This is a genomic window from Nocardia sp. NPDC056952, assembly GCF_042674185.1.
Classification (GTDB): Bacteria; Actinomycetota; Actinomycetes; order Mycobacteriales; family Mycobacteriaceae; genus Nocardia.
The window spans coordinates 1,287,039-1,309,181 of the sequence record NZ_JBHURA010000001.1; the positions used below are offsets into that span (position 1 = coordinate 1,287,039).

23 protein-coding genes and 1 pseudogene are annotated in these 22,143 nt (G+C 65.1%); 6 read left to right on the plus strand and 18 right to left on the minus strand.

The genetic code is table 11. The features are described from left to right. Positions 1-7: 7 nt before the first annotated feature. On the plus strand, positions 8-628 hold the full coding sequence (locus ACFTS5_RS05790) for a TetR/AcrR family transcriptional regulator (RefSeq protein WP_378627775.1): 621 nt from the start codon (positions 8-10) through the stop codon (positions 626-628). 30 nt (positions 629-658) lie between these two features. Here ACFTS5_RS05790 and ACFTS5_RS05795 read toward each other — a convergent pair whose 3' ends face one another. The 3 genes from ACFTS5_RS05795 to ACFTS5_RS05805 form a co-directional block, all read right to left on the minus strand. Then, positions 659-1,930, minus strand: coding sequence for a diguanylate cyclase domain-containing protein (locus ACFTS5_RS05795; RefSeq protein WP_378627777.1), 1,272 nt, complete (start codon positions 1,928-1,930; stop codon positions 659-661). Between the two features lie 133 nt (positions 1,931-2,063). After that, a complete protein-coding gene (locus ACFTS5_RS05800) occupies positions 2,064-3,353 on the minus strand; it encodes a serine hydrolase domain-containing protein (RefSeq protein ID WP_378627780.1) in 1,290 nt (429 codons plus the stop codon). Positions 3,354-3,525: 172 nt separating this feature from the next. Beyond that, positions 3,526-3,954 (minus strand): cupin domain-containing protein, encoded by a 429-nt coding sequence (locus tag ACFTS5_RS05805; protein WP_378628349.1) that lies wholly within the window; start codon positions 3,952-3,954, stop codon positions 3,526-3,528. A gap of 531 nt (positions 3,955-4,485) precedes the next feature. Here ACFTS5_RS05805 and ACFTS5_RS05810 point away from each other — a divergent pair. After that, the gene (locus tag ACFTS5_RS05810) at positions 4,486-5,943 is read left to right on the plus strand and encodes a hypothetical protein (protein ID WP_378627781.1); all 1,458 of its coding nucleotides are present in this window, start codon (positions 4,486-4,488) and stop codon (positions 5,941-5,943) included. A 10-nt stretch (positions 5,944-5,953) separates the two neighbouring features. Here ACFTS5_RS05810 and ACFTS5_RS05815 read toward each other — a convergent pair whose 3' ends face one another. Then, positions 5,954-7,033 carry an alkaline phosphatase family protein gene (locus ACFTS5_RS05815; protein ID WP_378627784.1) on the minus strand — a complete coding sequence of 360 codons (1,080 nt, stop codon included), beginning with the start codon at positions 7,031-7,033 and terminating at the stop codon, positions 5,954-5,956. An 84-nt stretch (positions 7,034-7,117) separates the two neighbouring features. After that, positions 7,118-7,645, minus strand: a complete 528-nt coding sequence (locus tag ACFTS5_RS05820) for a DoxX family protein (RefSeq protein WP_378627785.1) — start codon at positions 7,643-7,645, stop codon at positions 7,118-7,120. A 49-nt stretch (positions 7,646-7,694) separates the two neighbouring features. Here ACFTS5_RS05820 and ACFTS5_RS05825 point away from each other — a divergent pair, with 49 nt between their 5' ends. Continuing rightward, on the plus strand, positions 7,695-8,645 hold the full coding sequence (locus ACFTS5_RS05825) for a TIGR03560 family F420-dependent LLM class oxidoreductase (protein WP_378627788.1): 951 nt from the start codon (positions 7,695-7,697) through the stop codon (positions 8,643-8,645). Between the two features lie 78 nt (positions 8,646-8,723). Here ACFTS5_RS05825 and ACFTS5_RS05830 read toward each other — a convergent pair whose 3' ends face one another. Together ACFTS5_RS05830 and ACFTS5_RS05835 are read right to left on the minus strand one after the other, a co-directional pair. Beyond that, a complete protein-coding gene (locus ACFTS5_RS05830) occupies positions 8,724-9,185 on the minus strand; it encodes a cupin domain-containing protein (protein ID WP_378627791.1) in 462 nt (153 codons plus the stop codon). Between the two features lie 272 nt (positions 9,186-9,457). Next, complete coding sequence (locus ACFTS5_RS05835; RefSeq protein WP_378627792.1) at positions 9,458-10,204, minus strand: MspA family porin; 747 nt, start codon at positions 10,202-10,204, stop codon at positions 9,458-9,460. Positions 10,205-10,562: 358 nt separating this feature from the next. On the opposite strand from ACFTS5_RS05835, the gene ACFTS5_RS05840 reads away from it, so the two are divergent. Continuing rightward, positions 10,563-11,870, plus strand: coding sequence for a DUF1254 domain-containing protein (locus ACFTS5_RS05840; RefSeq protein WP_378627794.1), 1,308 nt, complete (start codon positions 10,563-10,565; stop codon positions 11,868-11,870). Between the two features lie 33 nt (positions 11,871-11,903). Here the strand turns inward: ACFTS5_RS05840 and ACFTS5_RS05845 are convergent, their stop codons facing one another. From ACFTS5_RS05845 to ACFTS5_RS05885, 9 genes and pseudogenes are all read right to left on the minus strand, one after another. Further along, positions 11,904-12,152, minus strand: a complete 249-nt coding sequence (locus ACFTS5_RS05845; RefSeq protein ID WP_378628366.1) for a hypothetical protein — start codon at positions 12,150-12,152, stop codon at positions 11,904-11,906. Then, positions 12,113-12,556, minus strand: coding sequence for an NUDIX hydrolase (locus tag ACFTS5_RS05850; RefSeq protein WP_378627795.1), 444 nt, complete (start codon positions 12,554-12,556; stop codon positions 12,113-12,115). Before ACFTS5_RS05850 ends, ACFTS5_RS05845 begins: the two co-directional genes overlap by 40 nt. Before the next feature lie 90 nt (positions 12,557-12,646). Continuing rightward, the gene (locus ACFTS5_RS05855; RefSeq protein ID WP_378627797.1) at positions 12,647-13,078 is read right to left on the minus strand and encodes a hypothetical protein; all 432 of its coding nucleotides are present in this window, start codon (positions 13,076-13,078) and stop codon (positions 12,647-12,649) included. Positions 13,079-13,258: 180 nt separating this feature from the next. After that, positions 13,259-13,723 (minus strand): pyridoxamine 5'-phosphate oxidase family protein, encoded by a 465-nt coding sequence (locus tag ACFTS5_RS05860; RefSeq protein ID WP_378627798.1) that lies wholly within the window; start codon positions 13,721-13,723, stop codon positions 13,259-13,261. A 137-nt stretch (positions 13,724-13,860) separates the two neighbouring features. Next, complete coding sequence (locus ACFTS5_RS05865; RefSeq protein ID WP_378627799.1) at positions 13,861-14,814, minus strand: hypothetical protein; 954 nt, start codon at positions 14,812-14,814, stop codon at positions 13,861-13,863. A 903-nt stretch (positions 14,815-15,717) separates the two neighbouring features. Continuing rightward, complete coding sequence (locus ACFTS5_RS05870; RefSeq protein ID WP_378627801.1) at positions 15,718-16,836, minus strand: PucR family transcriptional regulator; 1,119 nt, start codon at positions 16,834-16,836, stop codon at positions 15,718-15,720. Positions 16,837-16,843: 7 nt separating this feature from the next. Next, positions 16,844-16,978 (minus strand): hypothetical protein, encoded by a 135-nt coding sequence (locus ACFTS5_RS05875; protein ID WP_378627803.1) that lies wholly within the window; start codon positions 16,976-16,978, stop codon positions 16,844-16,846. A 584-nt stretch (positions 16,979-17,562) separates the two neighbouring features. Continuing rightward, positions 17,563-17,955 (minus strand): DUF3224 domain-containing protein, encoded by a 393-nt coding sequence (locus tag ACFTS5_RS05880; protein ID WP_378627804.1) that lies wholly within the window; start codon positions 17,953-17,955, stop codon positions 17,563-17,565. Positions 17,956-18,032: 77 nt separating this feature from the next. Then, positions 18,033-18,266, minus strand: a pseudogene (locus ACFTS5_RS05885) (transcriptional regulator); the annotation flags it as partial. A 404-nt stretch (positions 18,267-18,670) separates the two neighbouring features. On the opposite strand from ACFTS5_RS05885, the gene ACFTS5_RS05890 reads away from it, so the two are divergent. Together ACFTS5_RS05890 and ACFTS5_RS05895 are read left to right on the plus strand one after the other, a co-directional pair. Continuing rightward, positions 18,671-18,844, plus strand: coding sequence for a CsbD family protein (locus ACFTS5_RS05890; protein WP_378627806.1), 174 nt, complete (start codon positions 18,671-18,673; stop codon positions 18,842-18,844). 126 nt (positions 18,845-18,970) lie between these two features. Continuing rightward, a complete protein-coding gene (locus ACFTS5_RS05895) occupies positions 18,971-19,741 on the plus strand; it encodes a DUF998 domain-containing protein (RefSeq protein WP_378627808.1) in 771 nt (256 codons plus the stop codon). Between the two features lie 27 nt (positions 19,742-19,768). On the opposite strand, the gene ACFTS5_RS05900 is transcribed toward ACFTS5_RS05895, so the two are convergent. Together ACFTS5_RS05900 and ACFTS5_RS05905 are read right to left on the minus strand one after the other, a co-directional pair. Further along, the gene (locus ACFTS5_RS05900; RefSeq protein ID WP_378627809.1) at positions 19,769-20,140 is read right to left on the minus strand and encodes a hypothetical protein; all 372 of its coding nucleotides are present in this window, start codon (positions 20,138-20,140) and stop codon (positions 19,769-19,771) included. A 94-nt stretch (positions 20,141-20,234) separates the two neighbouring features. Beyond that, on the minus strand, positions 20,235-22,118 hold the full coding sequence (locus ACFTS5_RS05905; protein WP_378628350.1) for a potassium transporter Kup: 1,884 nt from the start codon (positions 22,116-22,118) through the stop codon (positions 20,235-20,237). Positions 22,119-22,143 lie beyond the last annotated feature (25 nt).

The following is a 22,143-nucleotide window of genomic DNA, read 5'->3' on the forward strand; positions in this document are numbered from 1 at the left end:
GGAACGCATGCGCGAGGAAACACGCCGCGACATCATCGACGCCGCCTTCGACTGCTTCGCGACGAGCGGCTACCACGACACCTCGATCGCCGACATCGCCGCGCGACTGGGGATCGGCCACGGCACCTTCTACCGGTATTTCCAGAACAAGCGCGACATCATCGACCACGTCGTGGACGACCTGTTCGGTCGCGTGCTGGAAGCCTTGGCGACCGACAACGCCCCCGCCGCCGCGGAAACCCTCGACGACTACCGCGCCCAGGTCGGCCGCATCGCCGACGGACTGACCGACATCCTGTACTCCGACCCGCGCATTCCCCGGTTCCTGTTCACCGGGACGGTCGGTGTCGACGCCGAGTTGAACAAACGAATGTTCAGCGTGCTCGACTCGGCCAACGCGCTCACGGCCGGCTATCTCGAACACGGGATCGAACGCGGGTACCTGCGCGCCGATCTCGATGTCGACCACACGGCGCAGGCTGTGATGGGCATGCTCCTGGCCGGGGTCATCGCCTGCGCCAGGGACGCCGGGGAACGGGCCATCACGGACGGCAGTGGGCCGCCCGAACAGCAACGAGAGCTCAGTATCGCGATACAGCGGCTGATGTTCGACGGAATCGCCCTCTGACTCGCCGCGCGCGCGGGAGCTGATGGAATCTCAGCGGGGTATCTCGGGCTTGCCCCGCGAATCGGTCGAGTCGGTACCGGATTGCGCGTCGGTGCGCAGGATCCATCGATTCTTGCCCAGCGCTTTGGCCTGGTAGAGGCAGTCATCGGCCTCGGCGAGCAGTTCGGGAACGCGTCTGCCGGTCAAGGGCGTCACGACCGCGCCGATGCTGACCGAGACCGATATCGGTCCGTCGGGCAGGGCGAACGGATCGACCACCGCGGCGTGGAGCAGATCGATGGTCTTGCGCGCTCGATCGACCGCGGACGGGGGGAGCACGACGATGAACTCATCACCGCCGAGGCGAGCCAGCAGCTCCTGATCGGTGCTCAAGCATCGCCGCAGGCGTTCGGCGAGCTCGACGAGGATCTGATCGCCCACGGCATGTCCGTAGGTGTCGTTGACCGCTTTGAACCCGTCGACGTCGAGTGCGCACACCGCCGCGCACTGGCCGGGGTGGGCGTCGCCGACGAGTGAGTGCAGCTCGGTGTGCAGGCCACGCCGGTTGGTCAGGCCGGTGAGCGGGTCGTGGTGGGCCTGCCAGTGCAGCCGTTGCGCGGCGGTGTGCTGCTCGGTGAGGTCCTGGCCGAAGCCGAGCAGATAAGCCCGTTCGCCGTCGGCCGAGACGCACTGGGTAATCGTCCAGCCGACCCACCTCGTGGTCCCGTCCGGGCGAGGCTGTTCGCTTTCGAACCGCACGGCGCCCGAGTCGTTGCCGGCGAGTTCGTCGAAAATGCGCCGGCGCTCGACGTCGGCGGTGTCGCCGGCCAGGTCGAAGCCGTCGAGTCCCCGCAGCTGGTCGAGCGGGTACCCCACCAGGCGTTCGAAAGCCGGATTGGCGTCGATGATGCGGCCTCGGGCGTCGCCGATGGACATCGCCACCGACGCGTGGCGAAACGCGATCTCGAAGCCGTCGGCGGCATGCGGGGTCACCGACTCGGAGGTGAGACTGCGCCCGACGCCGAGGCCGAATCGCGAGGCCAGGCTCATCAGAACCTCGGGTGTCGTTCCGGCGTGCCGGCAGACCTCACGCAGGGTCGGCAGCGAGGCGTCGATGACAGCGGGGGAGCGGAAACCGAGATCGGCGACGGCGATCCCGAGGTTCTCGCCGATGGTGGGATCCCAAGCGGGGTTGGCCAGCGCGATCAGCACCCGGTCCAGGAGATCTTCGAGGACGTCGACGAGGTCGTCTTCGCCGCGTACCGGAGTGGTCACCGCAGCCAGGTGCGCGGCCCATTGTCGGGCGAATCGTCGAGCGGGCACCGTCGATGACACCTCCGTAGACTCCGATATCTCCTTCGAGCAGTAAAGCAAGGATCACCTCACCACATGCGAACATCGGATCAGCCGGGCGTCATCGTGTGAAGCGGACATCCGTTCGGGTGGCCGGCCCGCGTCACCGGCCGGTGGTGGTCGGTGGAGCAGGGCTGGTGGGCGCGGTCGTCGCGCCGGTGTTCGTCGCGGCCGGGCTGCCCGGCACCGCCTCGCTCCCGTAGAAGGTCGGCAGCATGCCCTTGACCAGCACCAGTGCCGACCCTTCGCCCGACGGCACCGTCGCGAGGTTCGTGGCGACCACGATCGTGAGGTCGGACTCCGGGTCATGGCCCATGAAGGTCATGTACCCCGGAATCTGACCGTCGTGCCCGAACAGATGCAACCCGAATCGGACGATGCCGAGACCGTATCCGGCGACATCGGGGGCGGCCGGATCGATCGGCTGGATGCTGTCCATCCGCACTCGCTGCATCTGCTCGTCCAGCAGGTCGCCCTCGACGAGTGCCCGCACGTACGTGGCCACATCACCGACCGTCGAGATCGCGGCACCCGCGGTCCACGTCCACGACGGGCTCTCGTCGGTCGCGTTGTTGGGTTGCAGCGTGCCCGCGAGCGCGGCGGCCTGCTGCTCGGGCGGCAGGGCGAAGGTGTCGATGGTGGAGACATTGGTGCCGAAGGCGTACCCCTGCGGGTGCGGATCGGGGATCGAGTGGTCCGCCGCCGCGGGCAGCGAGGTGTGCTTCAGGCCGAGTGGTCCGAAGATCCGCTGCTGGAAATTCTCGGCGGCCGACATCTTCGTGATCTTCTCGATGACCAGGCCGAGCAGGATGATGTTGGTATTGCTGTAATCGAATTTCTCTCCCGGTGCGAAATTGACCGGGTGGGAGAAGGCGATAGCGAGCAACTCCTCGGGCGTCCACACCTTGTTCGGGTCACTGTCGAGCATGGCATTGAACTGTGGGTCGAACGTGTAACTGTAGAGCCCGCTTCGCATTTCGGAGAGCTGGGCGATGGTGATCTCATCGCCGTTCGGCACATCGGGCCAATATTTGGCAATCGGGTCCTCGAGTGCGAGTTTTCCCTCCTGTACCAACTGCAGAATGACCGTCGACGTCATGGTTTTGGTGTTGCTGGCGATGCGGAAGTAGTCGTCCACCGACATGGGGTCGTCGGCCCCGATGACCCGGGTGCCGAATGTCTCGGTCCAATCCCCCTGCTTCGGCGATTTGACGACCACGACAGCACCGGGAATGACGTTGTCCTTCATGAGCTGGGTGATCACCGGCCTGAGGGTGGTGGCGTAGGCGGGCTCGGCCTGTGAGCCGGCCGATGTGCTGGTGGCATCGCTGCCGGAATCCGACGATGTCGCGCAGCCGGTGGCAATGAACAAACTCGCGGTCGCGACAAACACTGCGAAACTCGTCCGGTGTCCCATGATTCTCCGATCAGCGTGTGCTCAGGAGGGGTGATGTCGCGCTGTGTAACGCAACTCTGCTCCCTGCGCGCCGAGGAATCAATCAGCAACCCGGTAACAGTGGAATGGCGAACCGGGAGCTCGCCATTTCCAGCGATCGAGTGTGGGTTCAGCTCCGGAAGTCCTCGAAATCGAAGCCCGGCGCGACGACGCAGCTCACCAGTACTTCCTCGCCACCGCACGGCCGGGCCGCCTGCCAATTGCCCGCCGGGACGAGTTGCTGCACGCGGTGCCCCGATTCGATGGCTGGGCCGAGGATCACGGATTCGGTTGTGGTGGGAGTGTCTCCGTCGCCGCCCAGCACGAGTTCCAGTGGTCCGCCTCGGTGCCACATCCACACTTCGTCGGAGCGCACCGCATGCCAGATCGACTGTTCGTGTTCGGGGAGCAGGAACAGGATTCCGGTCGCCGCGGCGCGTGGGCCCGGATAGTCGGTGGGCGCGAAAGTATGCGCACTGCGCCAAGTTTCGCGAAACCAGCCGCCTTCGGGATGCGGCAGGAGGTCGAGGGTCTCCGCGGTCGGTGGCCGGTGCAGCAGTTCGGTATGGCGGCCTGCCGGGCCGCGCCGGGCCCACCGCACCTTCCCGATGGGCAGGTGTCCCGCGGTCGGCGATGCCTCGCGCGGGGTGACGACGAGGATCTGTGCGGTCGGCGGCAGCGCATCGGCAACCAGGAGCGCCGAATCGTCGTCTGCGGCCCAGGCGGTCCGGTCGTCGTCGACGGGCAGCTGATCACCTCCCGACCGCCAGGCATCGAGCGTGGTAACCAGCATCGGTTCGGTGTCGGTAGCGTCAGGCACGAGGGGTTCCATGGCATCGAGTGTTCACCAAGATCGTGGAATGACGTTGTGCGCGCGGTGCCGGCGTCGCTCGAGTCGGCGGTCGCGGATCAGAGCCGAGGTACCCGCAACCCCCGGAATCATCGGCGCCGACCGGTGCGCCCGAAGGTCGCCGACGGGACCTTGCCGTCGCGACTGTGGTCCCCTAGTCTGCGAGCTGTACGAATATTCGAAAGGCTGAGTTCGAGTATTTGTTTCGAGGCGGGTTCTCTCCGACGAGCGAGCGCGTCGATGGCAGGAATCAGGGAGTCGCCCGTGTTCGCAAGAATGGGTCGCATCGCCGCGACCGCCGCGCTGTGTCTGACCGTAGCGCTCATGGTCACCACCGGAACCGCCGCCGCGGAGTTCGGTTCGCTACCGCCCGCGAATCCGCACCTGGGCCCGCCGGGAACCGCGACGATGCACGGGGATGCCGAGTCTTCCGACGCCACGCCTTTCGCGGGTCCCGGAACCGGAAGCATCGACAGCGACTTCCGCGAACTCGCCGCCGCGTGTCCGACCATTCTGCAAGGCGCGGACGGGATTCCGCAGGCGCTGTGTACCAAGATCATCGACCGGGCCCCGAAGGTGTTCCTGCTCGACCCCGGTAGCGGGCAGCCCCTCGCCTCCCTCGACTTGGCCAAGGGCAGCCTCCTCGGTGGTGTGTACGCCTATCTCGACAGCGACGACCGCATGGTCACCGTCGACGGCAGCGGTCAGCTGCTACGGATCGGCCACCGCAAGGACGGCGACGACTGGAAGCTGTTCATCGAGACGAGAACCGATATAGCGCAAGCCGTCACGGGCCATTGCGGTGGTAGCGGCTGCGACGCCGTGAGTTCGGTGATGCCCGACTTCGACGGCCGGGTGTGGTTCGCCACCGACAACGCGGCGGCGGGTTACTCCGATCCGGCGACCGGCGCGGCCCGCTCGATCGTGCTCGGCCCGGGGGAGAAGGTCGCCAACAGCATTTCCACCGCACCCGAGGGCGTCTCGATCGCCACCACCCATGCGCTGTACCTGGTGGATGTCGACGACACCGGCGGTCCCCGCATCGTGTGGCGCCAGGCCTATGACCGCGGTCCGGCCCGCAAGCCCGGTCAGCTCTCCTGGGGGACCGGCGCCACTCCCACCTTCTTCGGCCCCGGTAGCGGCACCGAGTACGTGGCGATCACCGACAATGCCGTGCCGAAGGAAAATCTGCTCGTGTTCGACACTGCCGGCGGCAATCCGGTGTGCTCGGTGCCGACGGTCAAGGGCACCGAGAACTCGCCGATCGGTTCCGGCAACAGCCTTTTCGTCGCCAGCACCTACGGGTACCCGTATCCCGCGGTGCCGGAGGGGGCGGGCGACAGTGACCCGGCGCATGCTTCGTTCACCGGGGGCATGGTCCGCGTAGACGTCAGCGGTTCCGGCTGTCAGGTGAAGTGGACCAATGATGTTCTGTCCGCGGCGGTTCCACGTCTGTCGGTGGCCGACGGCAAGATCTACACCGTCGCGCGCCACAGCATCATTTCGACCGGCAGCGCCGGGCTGACCGATACCTTCCGCTACACCGTGATCGACGCCGCTACCGGACGCGTCGACACGGAGAAGGTCATCGGGGCCACCGCCGTGCACAACACCCTGCAGATGGTCGGCACCATCGCCCCTGACCGCACCCTCTATCAGGGCACGATGAGCGGGCTGTTCCGGATCGCACCCCGCTGAGCGGCCGGGACTATCGCTCGGACGAACCGCTCGCCGATCCACTTCCCAGGATGCACAACGGATTCGCCACCATCGCCGCCTGCGCCGAACCGGACGACGAACCGGTGATCCCGGAGTCGACCGGCGGCGTGTTCGGTGCGGGTAGTGCCGGGTTGCCCGAACCGCCCGTCAACATCGACGCGCCGTCGAGATTCGCGGGAGCCGAGACATCGAGCAGATCCAGCACGGTCGGCGTGATGTCGGCGAGGGTGTAGCCGTTGTTCTCTGTTCCCGCCGCGAACCCCGCTCCCCGCGCGAGCACGAAACTGGCTGTCTCGTGGGCGCTCTGACCGCCGTGCCCCCCGTCCGGCTTGTGTCCGTGGTCGGTGGTGACCAGAATCGTCCACCGCTCGTTCGAATGCGACGCCGCCCGCGCGTCCACCGCAGCGGTGATCTGCCCGACCAGGTTGTCCACGCGGCCGATGGCATCGCGATAAGCCTGCGGCCAGATTCCGCGCAGCGTGTGCCCGACGATGTCCACCTGATCGAGGTGCGTGAACAGCAGATCGGTTCCCTGCTCGGTGATGGCCGAGACAACCTGCGCGGTGGCTTCGGAATCGGCGGTGGTCTCACAGACGCCCGCGCCGGTGGGATCGATCTGCGTGACGGCCACCCGGTCGGCCTGCGGGCTGCCGGTGCGCGCGATCATGCCGATCTTGTCCCAGGTCCCGATGGAGGCCGTCGACAGCGCCGGCCGCTCCCGCTCCACCTGCGTGAACACCGTCGGATATTGTGCGAAAGCTCCTGCGTTGCAGGTGGATCCGTTGTCCTGAATTCCGTGCTTGGTATCCCATACGCCGGTCAGCGCCGTTGCCCACGAAACGCACGACATGGTGGTGTGCGGGGCGATGGAGGTGCGTGCCAGGGTGCCCTGCGCGGCCAGGCGGTCGAGGTTGGGGGCATCGGCCGCCGACACCTCACTCCACAGGGTGCCGTCGATGCCGATGACCACGACCTTGTTCACGACCGGAGCCGCGGGGGCCGGCGCTGCCGTGGCGAAGGGGACAGCGGCCAGGGCCGCGGCTACGAGGATGCGGTGAGTGCGAGACATGCGCGGCACCGTAGTTGCCGAGCGCCGACGACAACCAGCGAATTGGACAATTGACCGGTACAGTCCCGCCCACTGGGACCGACGTCAGAACGCGTGCGGGCCGATCCGTTCCACCGCGACGAACACCGCCAATGCCAGCAGCACCACGGTCATCACGACGTTCGACCATTCGCCGCGGCGCCCGTGCGTGACGGCCGCGCCGGCCATGATCACCGCGAGGCCGATGGCGGCCGCGGGCACCAGCCAGGTGGCGATGTCGAACACGCCGGGCAGGATCAGGCCGACTGCGCCGGCGACTTCGGCCGCGCCGATGAACTTGATCAGGCCTTCCGGAAAGGGCTCGGCCCAGCCCATTTTCGGGTCAGCGACGAGCTGTTCTTTGGATTTGGCGAGTTTCATCGAACCGGCCAGGAGAAACATCGCGGCCAGTAGGCCGGAAACGATCCAGACGACGATATTCATGCCGCGACTCCGGTTGTGCGAGGGCAGCGGGGCGCCGACCCAGGCCTCGACCTGATCGAGTATCAGGTTCGCGCACTCATCGTACTGCGGCACGGGGCGGCAATCGGTGAACTTGCGGCCATTACCGTGTGACGCCCGGTTGATTGCCATGGATTATCGCTGCGGGTCGACGCGGGAAACGACCGTAGGGTCGTCGAACATGAGCATTCGTCTCGGATACCAGATGCCCTACTTCGGCTACGCGGGCTCTCCGCGCGAACTGTTCCCGAAGGTCATCGCGCAGGCGCAGGAGGCGGAGGCAGCCGGATTCGATGCCGTGCTCTTCATGGACCACTTCTATCAGGTCTACGGGCAGCCCGAGGATTGGATGCTGGAGGCCTACACCGCCCTGGCCGGGCTTGCCACCGTCACCGAGCGAATCCAGCTGGCCACCCTGATGACCTGCAACACCTACCGCAATCCGGCGCTGCTGGCCAAGATCGTCACGACGCTGGACGTGATCAGCGGCGGCCGCGCGGCCCTCGGCATCGGCGCGGGCTGGTTCGAGCTCGAGCACCGCGGCTACGGCTTCGAATACGGCAGCTTCACCGAGCGGTTCCAGCGGCTGGACGAGGCGCTGCAGATCATCTCGCCGATGCTGCGCGGGCAGCGGCCCACCTTCCGGGGCAAGTGGTACCGCGCCGAGAACGCGATCAACGAGCCGCAGGTACGCGACGACCTGCCGATCCTGCTCGGTGGCGGCGGTGAGAAGAAGACCTTCGGCCTGGCCGCGCGATACGCCGACCACCTGAACATCCTCTGCCACACCAGCGACCTGCCCCAGAAATTGGCCACCCTGCGGCAGCGCTGCGAGGAGGCCGGGCGTGACCCACAGACCCTGGAGACCAGCTTCCGCGCCGTCGTCGTCATCGACGAGAACGGCGACCGAGCCCGCGAACTGGCGCAGGAGTTCATGCAGCGCGATCTCGTGGTGGTGATCTCGGCGGACAGCGTGTTCGCCGGAGCCCCCGACGATGTGGCCGAGCAGATCCAGCGCCGCATCCTGGATCACGGGGTCGACGGCATCATCGTGAACATGGTCGCCAACGGTCACGAGCCGGGCATCCTCGAGCTGGCAGGCAAGGCTCTGAGTCCGCTGGTGCACAACTGAGTCGCGACTGTCCGCGATTGTGGCCTGCTGACTTCGGCGACAGTGAATCACCGCACCGATTTTCGCCGGAATCAAGGACTACGGCTGGTGGTGGATGGGGTCTATCCAATGGACGGCGTCGGGCTTCTCGATCGGCTCGATGTCGAGATTGACGACGACGGCTTCGCTGTCGCTGCGCACCAGCACACATTCCAAGGGTTCGTGAGTGCTGGCGTTGATTTCCTGGTGCGGGACATAGGGTGGCACGAAGATGAAGTCGCCGGGCCCGGCCTCTGCGACGAATTCCAGCCGCTCGCCCCATCGCATCCGGGCGCGGCCGCGGATCACATAGATGACACTTTCGAGTGCGCCGTGATGGTGTGCGCCGGTCTTGGCGTCCGGATGGATCGTGACGGTCCCGGCCCAGATCTTCTGCGCGCCGACACGGGCAAAATCGATCGCGGCCGCCCGCTCCATTCCGGGTGTCTGCGCGGTATTCGAATCGAGCTGATCGGCCTTGATCACCCGGACACCGTTGTGCCGCCAGTCCTCGGCAGTCATGGGTGCGCTCCTCCACGTCGATCGGTCGAGCTGAATCGCCGAATGCGGGCAGGTCGGTGGACCGTCGCGCTCGGTTGAGACAACGCAATCATGATTCGTCTGCCCGGTAGACGTTTTCGCTCGGTGGGATCGAAAGATGACCGCCCGACTACCGCACCAGCGGCTCATCGACGAGGCCGGAGCAGTAGCTGGACTCGTCGTCGGTCACCGCGGCGCGCATGGCACTCTGTGCACGATCGCCACGCGTGCATCGCCGCGCGGTGCGGGGCTCATTACAGTGTGGTGGGCTCGCCGAACACCGCTCCGCTGTCGTCGACTTCGGGTGTTTTGGTCAGCACGTAGGTGTATTGCCTGATGGTGGCCGGGCCGATGCAGTTGTCGACTTTGATGTGGAAGTCGCGGGTCACGATCTGCACGGTCTTGCCGGGGATGAGTGGCTTGCCGTCCCCGATGTCGACATTGGTGATGTCGCCGGGTTGCAGGTCCAATTCCAGGAAGAGACCCGGGTCTATCGCGATGGAGGGGAGGATGCCGTTGAACTCCTGCACCTGTCCCGATTCGAACTCTTGTACTTGCCCGGACTCCTGCGTCTTGGACTGCACCGATTCGCCGGAACTCGACTGCTCGGTAGTCTGCGACTGCGCTTGCTCCGTCGCCTGCCGCTGTACCTGCTCCGTCGCGTAGTTCTGCTGCGGCCCCTCGAGCCCGAATTCTGTGGTGGGATCGATGCCGGGAAGCACAGCACCGATCCTGGCCGGACAGCCCACGGAGTATCCGGTCTTGAGCACGCCCTCGGCCTGCCCGTCGAGCCGTCCGTACGCGACCGTGGAGACCAACGCTTCACGGCTGGTGGGGGTGCTGTTCAACGGCGCGATTCGATTGATGACTTCATCGTGGGTGCCGACCGTGAAACTGCCCATACCCGACTCGAAAGTCTTCTCGTGCGGCGGCAGATTGACGACATCGGCGTGCGCGGTCGGCTGCGACAGAATGGCCAGCGCTGAGACGGCGTAACTCACTCTCCGGATGATTCGCAACATGACCCCGGACACTAGTGAATCAGCCGCCGTTTCCCTGTCGTCACGCGGGCGCGTGTCCCGACCGATGCGGCTTCTTGTTCGCTCGTTCATCCGGCGCCACACCGGTTCGCCACTGTATTCACGCTCGAGTAGGGCGACGAAACAGCCCGAACCCGGCGACACAAGAAGATTTCGATATGGGTCGGATCTTTTCCACCGTGCACCGGCAGGTGCAGGATAGGAATTTGCCAAGCGATGCCATCGGAGTTCTGACTGCTTGCCGCTGGTCCGGACTATTCCCTCTGCGCTGGTGTCCGACAGGCGTTGTCCCGTTGTCGATCGATGCGATGGAGGCGTTGTGAGCGTATTGTCCAGCGATCTGAAAACCTTGAGCTACGAAGCGTATGTCTACCTGTACTCCCTCGTCACGATGGACGTCACTCGCGAGCAGCAAACCAACTCCCCGGCGGACTCGACTCCGGGGTTCGGGCCACCGAACCAGTTCCACCACATCCACGAGTTCCCTGATGTCCATTTTCGGGCGGTGGTTCGCCCGAATTTCGACACGCTCTACTCCTCGGCCTGGCTCGATCTGACCCGTGGTCCTGTGCAGATCCATGTTCCAGACAGTGGCGACCGCTATTACATGCTCCCGATGTTGGACGCGTGGACGGATGTTTTCGCCAATCCAGGCAAACGCACCACCGGCACCGGTGAACTGGACTTCGTCGTCGTCGGCCCGGGCTACACCGGTGATCTTCCCGCTGACCTGCCCGTGATCCACGCGCCGACTCAACATGTGTGGGTGATCGGCCGCACCCAGACCAACGGGCCCGCCGACTACGTGGCGGTCAACAAATTCCAGGCCGGACTCGAGATCACCGAGTTGGCCGCCCCGGGACCGTTCGAGGCCGATCCGAGCTCGGCGAGCGAGACCGAACCGCTTCGCCAGGTCAACGCGATGTCGGCGACGGAGTTCTTCGTCCGTGCCGCGGCGGCGTTGAAGGTCGACCCGCCACACGGAACCGACTTCTCCCAGCTCGCGCGCATCGCCCGGCTGGGTATCGTTCCCGGTCGGGACTTCGACGCCACCCGATTCTCCACCGACGAGCTCGCCGACATCGAAGCCGGTGTGAAGGCCGCGCGAGCGGCGGTGATGGCGGCACCGAAAGAGCTGGCGCCCCCGGTCAACGGGTGGATCAGCGTGCTCGCCAACATCGGGGTGTACGGCAACGACTATTTCCGGCGCTCGGCCATCACGTTGGCGGGCTTGGGCGCCAACCCGCCCGAAGACGCGATCTACCCGTTGCTGGCCGCCGACGCCGACGGCAAGCCGCTCGACGGCGATACCGACTACGTGATCCACTTCGACGCGGGCGAGCTGCCGCCGGTGGCGGCTTTCTGGTCGGTCACCATGTACGACGACGAGGGGTTCCAGACGCCGAACGAACTCGACCGCTTCGCCATCGGCGACCGCGACGCACTGGTGAAGAATTCCGACGGCTCGCTCGACATCTACATCTCCCACACCAACCCGGGACCAGAGCGTGAATCGAACTGGTTGCCCGCGCCCAGCGGGCCGCTCGGTATCACCATGCGGCTGTACGCCCCTCGCACGGAAGCGCTCAACGGCACCTGGACGCCTCCGCCGGTCCGCAGGGCCTGAACACGAGGACGAGTGGACCTTCACACAGGCTGATCAGCTGGTTCCATAGAGCTCGATCTGCCACATCTTGACGATCACCCGCTCGATGCCCTGAGTGAGGTGGCGTCGGTAGGTCGAGAACGGCAGCCCGAGCAGTTCGGCGGCCCGCTCCTGGGTGGGTGCCGGACGCAGGTAGGTGCGGTCGAGGACGCGGTAGAGCTTCTCACCGCGCGAGTCCTCGCGCACCGACTCGACGATCGTGGTCAATCGCGCGCGCGGCCGGTGGCTGGTTTGGTTCGCCACAGCTCGATTCCGATGTCGACGAGGTCGACTCGGTCCAGGTACTCGATGTCGGTGAGCGGATGCCAGGCGGCGAGGTCGGTCGAGCCGTTGGTTTCGTTGCGGAGTTCGCCGCCCCGGATGTGGCCTTCGTACACGATTCGTAAGCCGTGGAAGTCGGCGAATTCACCATGCGGACGCGGGTATCGGCGGTTGATCGAGTCGATCCCGAGGAGTTCGACGAGTTCGACGGTGTACCCGGTCTCCTCGGTGACCTCGCGGACAGCCGTCGCGATCGGATCCTCGCCGTGTTCCATTCCGCCACCCGGAAGCGTCCACTGCCTGTCACCGTCGGGTGACACCCATCTGGCGAGCAAGATCTCGATCGCTCCGCAGGACTCCCGAACGCATACCACGTAGGCAGCCACTCGGAGCTCTTTCCTCACTGGGCGAGCCTACTGGCGGCCAGCGGCACACATGTCATGAATCTGTGTGTCATGGGCAAACTCTCAGGCACATCACGGGCGTGATACCGGCGGTAACGTGCGCTCCTGGAGACCGCCCAGGAACGCGCTGACGCCCGCTGCCATGCCGACCGCGAATCCGAGCCCGAGGAGTATCCCGAGCCATGCCAGGTAGGCCAGGAGTTCGGCCGATGTGAACAGCCAGATCACGAACAGCTCCGCGATGACGGCGGCCAGAAATATTTCCCAGCACAGAGGTGACCGCGACCGCAGACCGAGGCCGACGATCAGCGCCACGTAGGGGGTCAGCGCGAGCGCGGGGAGGTAGACGACAAGGCCGACAGCGAGGCCGCCGCCGGCTTCGAGATCGTCGCGCGGGTCAGACGACGCCCCGGACAACAGCCCGAGCATCACCAGACTCCACATCGCGGCGAGGCCGAGACTCGCCAGTCTTCGAAGTCGATGTGCACGGTCACTCGCAGTCACGTACCGACGCTAACCGCCGGCCGACGGCGGGCGCGCACGCTACACCGGATCTCCTGCCGAGCTCCACAGGAACTCCACCGAGCCGTCGGGTGCGGTGCTCAGTGCCACCGCCGGCTCGGGAGTGAGGCGGGCCGCGGCGTCGAGGATCATGCGGTGCCGCGAAGCCGTCCCAAAAACTCCTCACTCCGAAGGAGACCGCCGCACGTTGGAGAATGGTGTCTGCCAAGCTTCGGGGTCGGCAACAGGAAACCGGCGACCGGTCACCAGGGTGGGTACGAGTCGGATGAAGGAGTTCTTCGCCCCGGGCTGCCACGGAGAGAGGGGCAGATCCACGGTGTCCACCAGGTCACCGATCTCACGGATCCCTTCGGCTCGCCCCTTGATCACCACGCTCCAGGCTTCGTGAGACTCAGGGAGGTAACCGTCGACTTCCAAGGCGACGCGTGCATCGGACAATGCGGCGGACACCTTCGTACCCCGCGCGGATCGAAACACAATGGTTCCGTGATCGACCGCGTAGTTGAGGGGGAAAATATCCGGATGGTCATCCACCCACACGGCGAGGCGGCCTATTTCCTCGGTACGGAGTAGCGCCCAGCTTTCATTGACAGCAAGCTCCTTGACACTCGGGTCATCGCTTCCCATCTCGTTGCCTTCCTGTCGTATTCCTCCAAATCTAAACGCCTGGTACCGGCGGAACCATCATCTGTCCTGATCCTTTTCGGCAGCAGAAACCTCGCTGCTTGCAAAACCCGAGAGGTCAGTTCAGAACTGGCCTCTGGTCAGCAGTTCGGCGGGGCAGGTTCATTCGCGCCACGGAATTCGAATCTGATCGCGCCGGGCGGAGCGGCGGGTAGTGCGATGGCCGCACCGTGGTCAGGTGTCCAGGTGCGGGGGACCAGGACGTAATGATCGCCGATACGGGTCAGCGGGACCAGGCCGTCATATCGGAACCGGTATGCAGCGGGAACCGCCGGATCGGGGTGACAGTCGACAGTGCGGACCTCGGTACGCGAGAGGTGCAGATCCTTTTCGCTGTAGATGACCACTCCGGGCTGGTCGGCCAACTGCGCGGCCCACTGGCGTGCCCGGGTCTGCCCGACGGCCACCGAGTAGTCGGTGGCGATCCAGAACAGGCTCAGCCCGATGATGACGAACAGCACCGACCATTCCGCGGCCGCCGCCGCGAAGGCTCGTGATTGTGCGGCCGCGTCGTCGACTAGCGGGCGCGGCCTGCGGGCGCGGCGTCGCACCACCATCAGCCACATGATGAGCGTTCCGGCGATGATCGACATGGGCGCCACACACAGCCCGCGATTGAACGGTGTCACCACGTAGATGCGGCTGAGGCCGTTGACGAGCACGGCCGCGGCCACCAACACGATGGTTGCCTTCACCCACCGGCCTGGTTCGCGGCTGCGGACCGAGTCCGGCAAGGCCAGATACCCCCATAGCAAGGTCATTCCGACGACCGCGACCACGGTCAACGGGACGAACAAGGCATCGACGGTGCGCATCAGGTATTCGCGGATGCTGGGGTCGAGGGTGGTGGAGTCGACCCCGAAGTAGTGGAAGAACCAGTAGACGTGCGCCCACCCGAAATAGAACAGCACCGCTACCAGCAATGTCGCCGGCGCGACGAACTGCCCGATGGTGCGTGCGACAGCCCCGAAACCGTCGAACGGCGAACCGGTCACCGCACGGGTCGAGCCGGACTCATTCGGTGGGTGTGACACCAGGGCTACCCTCGGTCGGCGGCACTGGCAGCGGTGCCGTCGACGGACCGGAAACGGTGGGCTCTGTTGTGCCGGGCTCTGTTGTGGTTGTGCCTGGATCTGTCGGGACGGGATCTGTCGTGGTTGTGCCCGGCTCTGTCGGGCCTGGTTCGGAAGGTGTCGTGGCGGGATAGAAGTGCCCGGGGTCTTCATCGCACGGCATCTGGATCGGATCCAGGGTGCCGGTGTAGAGGAAGATCTGCGCGCCCGGCTCCACGAGGACCGACGGAGTGGCACTCCCTGGGTCGTCAGGATCTGGCTTCCCGCCGGCGTATCCGGAGAGTTGGCAACGACTTCTTGTCGAATCGGTACCCTCACGTACCACCACGGTCGCACAGCCAGGACACACGGCCGCGATATCGGCCTTCACCTTGCGTTCCATCGTGACAATCGACGCGCCGGTGTTGAGGGTGATCGCCGGAATCTTGAACGGTGCCCCCCGCACCTGATCGGCATCGGTTTTTCCGGGCAGCCCCGGCGGTCCCTGAGGCCCTGCTGCGGCAGTGGTCGAGGGCGCCTCGGCGTCAGCGGTCGAAGGTACCGCTGCGTCAGCGGTCGAGCCGCCACCAGGCGGGGTGGCGTTGTCGTTCCCCTCGGGTATCGAGGTCGCGCAGCCTCCTGCTATCAGGACCGCGGCCACACAGGCCACTATGCACCGGTCGCGGATGACTCTGCTCATGCTCCGATTCTCTGAGGTCGGCTGGGCCGGAGCATGCGTAGTGCACTACCCGAGTTTTCGAGCTTCGTCATCGCCATCCTGACCTTCGGGCTTGTCATCCCATGCTCGGCACGACCACTCAGGATGGAGCGGTGCCCACCTTGGTCGGCTGCGTCCGGGGCCCGTCAGGCAGATCGCGAAGCCAGTTACTGGACGACCGTGTCGGACTGTTCCACCGACTGGTAGTCGCGCACGACAAGCGCGGACTGAAGCAACCAAATGAGTTTTGGATCGTGGGCGCTGAGCCCCACGAGGTCGTAGATACGTCGAAGCCTGTAGTCGACGGTGTTCATATGAATATGGGTTTCGCGTGAGGTGAGTCGGCGATTGAGGCCGTTGTTGAGATGTGCGCGCAGCGTGCTGATCAGGTCCGGAAACTCGGCAACCGGGTCGAGAAACGATGCGAGACGATCCCGTCCAGGCCCTGGCCGAGTCAGCTGGTACTCGACAGCGAGGTCTCCGATCTCGTACATGCCCGGCGGGCGATGGAGTCGTGTCGCCACATCCAAGAGTTCGTGCGCCTCCTCGGCGGCCGAGGGAATCCGGTCTCGGTTGGCGTCGATCCCCACCACGGTGAGCGAGGTCAGTCCGACCGTGCTGCGGACCTTCGCGGCGGGAAATGATTCCGGCACCAGAATTGTCGCGCCGAACCGGGACTCCAAACCCGGCACAGGCTGCCCGAAGCTTGTCGACAGCATCGCCCGGAAGTCGCGCGGTGATACCGCGTCGCGCGCGGACCGATCCGCCGACACCGCGAGCACGGTGTACCGCTCATCGGGTGGAGCCCCGTGCTCACGAGTAGCTCTCGTCGTATGCCGGCCCCTGAGCAGCGTGCGCGCCACATACCCACCGCGATCGCCGCTGGGCGGAGCGACCTCCAGATAGATCGTCGATATCGTGGCGGTCACCGAGCTCAACGCATCCATCAGTCGGCGAACTTCGTCGAAGGGCGCGCAGCGGGCTTCGAGATCGTCCATGTGCAGCCGGAACCCTGCGTGAACATGTTGCTGCACAGTGTCGATCGGTACGCCGATGCTCGCCCACCGCGCGACAACCGGACGAAGACGCGGCATCCCGAGGCCGTGGTGTGTGCGCGCTGTGTCGGACACCAGTACCAGACAGTCGGCGACGATGGCGCTGATCTCCTCGCGCAGAACGTTTCCGCGTCGGCTACGGCGGGGGATGGTTTCGAGGATCTTGTGCGCGATCCGGTCGGTCGCCGGCGAGAGTTGCGCGGGCGAGCCGAGTTCGATGTGGCTGGTCATCGGGGGCTCACAGTGTTCCGCCGCCACCGATCAACCACGGGTTGAACGCGCAGTTCAGGGCCGTGTGATTGATGGGATCGAAGGCCTCGAGGGCGATCGAGGCCGCGCGAGATGAGCGCATGTGGGTCAGGTGATCGGACATGTCCTGTTCACACCCTTCCCGCACCGTGATGTTGCGAACGGTCGCGCATTTTCCGGGGCGCAGGAACGTCCAGTCATAGCGGCCCTGGGTCCGTGCTCGACGGCAACTCCTACGATGTGCGCGGCGGACCGGCGCATGTGCTGCTTCATTGCAACCACTTCCTACAGTTCCTATCTGATCGACCGCGCACCACGAATGCGGGTGACTAGAACCAGAATCGAGCGATGATATTGATGCGAGTCGCTTCGTTGTGGCGGCAAGCAAAGTCTGTACCTATCGGTATGTGCCGTCACTGCACTGAGGTCCAGAGTAGATAGAGGTGAATTTGTCCTCGGCGCCAAACTCTGATCAGCTACCGGCGCGCCGTTGCCCGGTCGACCGCCCCGGGACCGATCAACCCATGTCAGCCGCTCTACCTTCGAGTACCTGCGGCTCCACCGCTCGCAGCAACCCGCATTCGTCTTTTGAGCCAAAGTATTAGGGAATTTCGCGTGATTGCTAATCGCCGTAGCGGACCACGTTGTTCGTTGCCGCGGTTGCCGCCGACGGCCTGCGAACAGCCCAGGCTCTGGGCGTAGCTGCACTCAGAGCGTGTAGACGAGTGTCAGTACTTCCTGCTGTGCCTCCGTCGCCTGGCCCGCGATACCGGAAAGTTCTTCGGTACCCGATCCAGGCACGATTGTCCCGTACGTAGTCTGACTATCTCCGTGTGCCACACCACCGTGCTGGATAACGAAGGTTCCCCGTCGCCCGTCGAGTACGCCCTCGATCCGCTCTGAGGCAACAAACCCGGCACCGGAATCTCCCTGGGCTGTCAGGACTTCGACCACTCCCGAACCTTCGATCACCCCGGCATAGTGTTTACGAATCTGCACCCGTGTCAGCTTCGGACCCGCTTCCGGCTGGTCGTAGACCGTCTCGTTGAAGTCGATGATCTGAAAGTGCGCTTCGGCGGTACGGGCCTGCTGTTCGGTCATGTCGCCGAGCCTATTTGATCGGTTATCCGGCAGAAGCATCGACAACATCGTGGTCGACCAGCTGGCCACTTCGGTGACTATGACGAATCCTGGCTCGTGTTGGTGGCGGCGAGGCTGCCGAGCAGTTTCACGCGTTCTTCGCTGGGGGAGCCGGGTTCGGTGGTGAATCCGAACATGGTCCAGCCCGGAGTGTCGGGCAGTTCCATTGCTTCGTAGGCGAATTCGAGGTCGCCGACGTCGGGGTGATGAATTCGCTTGATGCCGGTGCGGTGGAAGCGGACGTTGTGGGCCGACCAGCGCCGGCGGAAGGCGTCACTGCGACTCTTTCGTCACCGCCGCATCGATGCCGCGAAACGTCAACCAAAGCTGGCATCGGCCTGCGCTAGGTGAATTGCCCAGTCACGAACGCCCCGAACTCTTGCAGGCACGTTCGACGCTATGACAGATGGGCGAGACCGGAAACTGGAGCTGTCGGCGGCGGCGGCCCGGCCACCGGTAAGGATCCCTGGTCGACGGCAAGCTGGGAGTCGACTAGTTCGGGCGCGAGAGGGCTGGGAGTGGTGTACAGCTCTCTGCCGTAGACATGCACCGTTGACCCCGGCAGTTTCGGGGCGTTGACTTGAAGTCACACAGCGGCCGTCGTCGGCTGTCACGACCCATGATTTCGGATGTGTTGCCCGGTCGTCGGCGACTGAAGGCTCGAGGAAGAAGTGTCATGAGTATCAGCAAGAAGATCGCTCATTCCGCCGAGGCCACCAAGGGCAGGATGAAGAAGGTGTTCGGTCGAGTCAGCCGTAACCGGACCCTCGAGATCGAAGGCCGCGCCGGTCAAGCCAAAGGAAACCTGAAACAGTCCGGCGCCAAGGTCAAAGACGCCTTCAAGCGCTAGCTCCCGGGTGCGACCAACCGTCGCGGACCATTCCAACCGGTTCCACCACCAGCGGAGCGACCGCCATGCCTGAAATACCGCGTTCTCGGCCTACGACAATTCGGCACACCAGGATGTAGGCGTCCGATGTCATCAGTTCGCCTTCCGTCTCGACTACACGCCGGTTCCATTGCCGGCCGGACCAGAAACAGCTCGGTCCGGTACATCCTGCCGCTACCGGACGCGGTCGGCCGTACTCGGCATATTTGTGCGGGACTCGCGTGGACCCTGGTGTTCGCCTATCTGCTCGCCGAGCGCGTTACCGCTACCGCATCGAAAACGGCCTATAGTTTCCGCCACGACACCATCAGCGATCTCGGCGTCACCACCTGCACCCCGAACGCGTGTTCACCCCTGCATCTGGTCATGAACGCGACGTTCGTCGCGCTCGGATCGCTGACCGTCGTCGGAGCGGCCGGACTGCTCGACTACATCCCCCACGGACCTCGCCAATGGTCGATCGTGGTCCTCGCCGTCGTTATCGGTGCGAGCACCGCGGCAACCGGGGTGTTTCCCTCCGATGACGGCATTGTCGTGCACGCACTGGCGGTGATGCCGGCCTTCGTATCCCGCCACATCGTGCTGATCTTGCTGACCATCTGGCTGTGGAGAAACTGGCGTATGGCCGCGATCTGGTCGGGGCTCTGCGCGACAGCCGGGTTGACCGGGACGGTGTTGCTGATGATCGGACTTCAGGTCGGCGTGACCGAACGGCTCGTGTTCTACCCACTCCCGGCGTGGATGGCTGTTACCGGGACTGCCATCGTGCTCACGACCGCTCGCACCGCGATGCCGTGGCGACGCACCTTGCGGTGGATCGGTCGTCCTCGATATGAGACTGTTGGCGAAAGCCGATAAAGGCGGCCCCGGGTCGGCCGGTCCGGATCACTCGGATGCGTGACCCGACTTCGTGTCCGGATCGACCTCGTCCGCACGCTCCCATTCCTTGTCCAGGTCGGCTCGCGAATCCGCGGCATCACCGCGATGCACATGTGCCTGCTGGGCAAGCTGCTCGGCCTGCGCGGACTTGGCCTCGGCTTCGGCCTTCGCGGCGCGGCTGCGGGCGGCGATCTCGTCGGCCCGCGCCTCTCGCTGACCGACCTCGAACTCCTGTTCCGTCGCGCGGGCGCGGATGTCCTCGGCCTCGGCCCGCTGGCGTGCACGCTGTTTACGCATCAACATCAAGGCGCCGGCCACGAGCGCGACAACGACGACGACCGCGACGACGATGATCACAATCACACTGGTGGTACTCATCGTTCTACTCCTCGCACCCCCCTCGATTCTAACGCCACCGACAGTCCCGAATTCGAGCCGGTGAAGCGTCCTCTCGGGCCCGATGATCAGAGATTCAGACGTCGATGTGGGAGCCCATGATGACGGTGCGGTCGCGGGGCAGGCCGAAGTAGTCGGCGGCGTCGGCGGTGATGTGGGAGGTGGCGATGAACAGTCGTTTGCGCCACGTCGCCATGGTCGGCTGGTCACCGCGGCGGAGTTCGATCTTGGAGACGAAGTAGGAGGCACGGTCGAGGTCGAGCCTTCCCTCTGTCGCCGTGGCATCGAGATGCCGCAACGCCGCGGGGATATCGGGACGTTCGGCGTAGCCGTAGCGGGCGGTGACGTGGATGATGCCGTCGTCGCCGTGGCCTAGATGGTCGACGGTGAGCCGTTCCGCGAACGGCACACGGGGCACCGGGTCGGTGGCGATGCTCACGATCGCGACGTGCTGGTGCCGGACGTGGTTGTTCTCGACATTGGCGCGCATGGCCAGCGGAGTCGTTTTCTTGCCCCGATTGAGGAAGATCGCCGTGCCGGGGACCTCGAAGGTTTTCGGTCGCCCTTCGCCGAGTTCGTCGACGAATTCCTGCAGTGGGCCTTCACGCTGTTCGCGCGCTGCGGTGACGATGTCGCGACCGCGTTCCCAGGTGGTCATGACCGTGAACGCGATGACGCCGATCAGCAACGGTAGCCACGCACCGTGCACGATTTTGGTGAGGTTCGCCCCGAGGAACAGCAGATCGATACCGAGCAGCGGCACCGCACCGAGCGCGAGCAGCCAGAACGGGGTACGCCACCGGGCGCGGGCGACGTAGAAGAACAGCAGCGTGGTGATGGTGATGGTGCCCGTGACCGCCATCCCGAACGCGTAGGCGAGGGCGTGGGAGCTGCGGAACGCGAAGACCAAGGTCAGCACCGAGACCATGAGCAGCCAGTTGATCCACGGGACATAGATCTGACCGATAGTGGATTCGGAGGTGTGCACGATCCGCAGTCGCGGCAGGTAGCCGAGCTGAGCGGCTTGGGAGGCGACGGAGAACGCGCCGGTGATCACGGCCTGAGCAGCGATCACCGTCGCGGCAGTGGCAAGCAGCACCATCGGGAGCCGACCCCAGCCGGGGACGAGCAGGAAGAACGGGCTGGTGATATTGGCCGGGTCGGACAGGATCAGCGCGCCCTGGCCCATGTAGCTGAGCATGCATGCCGGGAACACCAGAAGCAGCCAGCCTCGGGCGATCGGACGTCGCCCGAAGTGACCCATGTCGGCGTAGAGGGCTTCGGCGCCGGTCACCGCGAGGACCACGGCGGCAAGCGCGAAGAACGCGATGTGGAAGTGGCCGAACAGGAATCCCAGCGCGTAGGTCGGTGAGATCGCCTTCAGGATTTCCGGGTTGTCGCTGATGCCCGCGATCCCGGCCACCCCGATCGCGGTGAACCACGCGATCATCACCGGCCCGAATACGCGCCCGACGACCGCGGTTCCCTTGCGCTGCACCAGGAACAGGACCACGATGATCACCGCGGTGATCGGGATGATGAACTCCTCGAGCGACGGCTCGACGATCTTCAATCCCTCGACAGCCGAGAGAACCGAGATCGCCGGGGTGATCATCGAGTCGCCGAAGAACAACGAAGCACCGAAGATCCCCAGTGCCGCAAGGAAAGCCGCCGTCCGTTTGCCGCCCGGCGCACTCCAGCGCCGCAGCAGCGTGATGAGCGCCATGATGCCGCCCTCGCCGTCGTTGTCGGCGCGCATCGCGAGCGTCACATAGGTGATCGTCACGATCACCGTGACCGACCAGAAGATCAGCGAGACGATCCCGAACACGTTGTCCTGGCTCACCGGCACCGGATGCGGGTCGGCCGGATCGAACACCGTCTGCAGGGTGTAGATCGGGCTGGTGCCGATATCGCCGAACACCACACCCAGGGCCGCAACGATCGCGGCAAGTCGCACGACCTCGCGACCTGTCCCCTGTCCG

Excerpts from the sequence above, each read along its gene's own strand:
- ACFTS5_RS05790 (WP_378627775.1), top strand. The coding sequence starts at position 8 with ATGCGCGAGGAAACACGCCGCGACATCATCGACGCCGCCTTCGACTGC.
- ACFTS5_RS05810 (WP_378627781.1), top strand. The coding sequence starts at position 4,486 with ATGGCAGGAATCAGGGAGTCGCCCGTGTTCGCAAGAATGGGTCGCATC.
- ACFTS5_RS05815 (WP_378627784.1), bottom strand. The coding sequence starts at position 7,033 with ATGTCTCGCACTCACCGCATCCTCGTAGCCGCGGCCCTGGCCGCTGTC.
- ACFTS5_RS05820 (WP_378627785.1), bottom strand. The coding sequence starts at position 7,645 with ATGGCAATCAACCGGGCGTCACACGGTAATGGCCGCAAGTTCACCGAT.
- ACFTS5_RS05825 (WP_378627788.1), top strand. The coding sequence starts at position 7,695 with ATGAGCATTCGTCTCGGATACCAGATGCCCTACTTCGGCTACGCGGGC.
- ACFTS5_RS05830 (WP_378627791.1), bottom strand. The coding sequence starts at position 9,185 with ATGACTGCCGAGGACTGGCGGCACAACGGTGTCCGGGTGATCAAGGCC.
- ACFTS5_RS05860 (WP_378627798.1), bottom strand. The coding sequence starts at position 13,723 with ATGGGAAGCGATGACCCGAGTGTCAAGGAGCTTGCTGTCAATGAAAGC.
- ACFTS5_RS05870 (WP_378627801.1), bottom strand. The coding sequence starts at position 16,836 with ATGACCAGCCACATCGAACTCGGCTCGCCCGCGCAACTCTCGCCGGCG.
- ACFTS5_RS05875 (WP_378627803.1), bottom strand. The coding sequence starts at position 16,978 with ATGTCCGATCACCTGACCCACATGCGCTCATCTCGCGCGGCCTCGATC.
- ACFTS5_RS05880 (WP_378627804.1), bottom strand. The coding sequence starts at position 17,955 with ATGACCGAACAGCAGGCCCGTACCGCCGAAGCGCACTTTCAGATCATC.
- ACFTS5_RS05890 (WP_378627806.1), top strand. The coding sequence starts at position 18,671 with ATGAGTATCAGCAAGAAGATCGCTCATTCCGCCGAGGCCACCAAGGGC.
- ACFTS5_RS05895 (WP_378627808.1), top strand. The coding sequence starts at position 18,971 with ATGTCATCAGTTCGCCTTCCGTCTCGACTACACGCCGGTTCCATTGCC.
- ACFTS5_RS05900 (WP_378627809.1), bottom strand. The coding sequence starts at position 20,140 with ATGAGTACCACCAGTGTGATTGTGATCATCGTCGTCGCGGTCGTCGTC.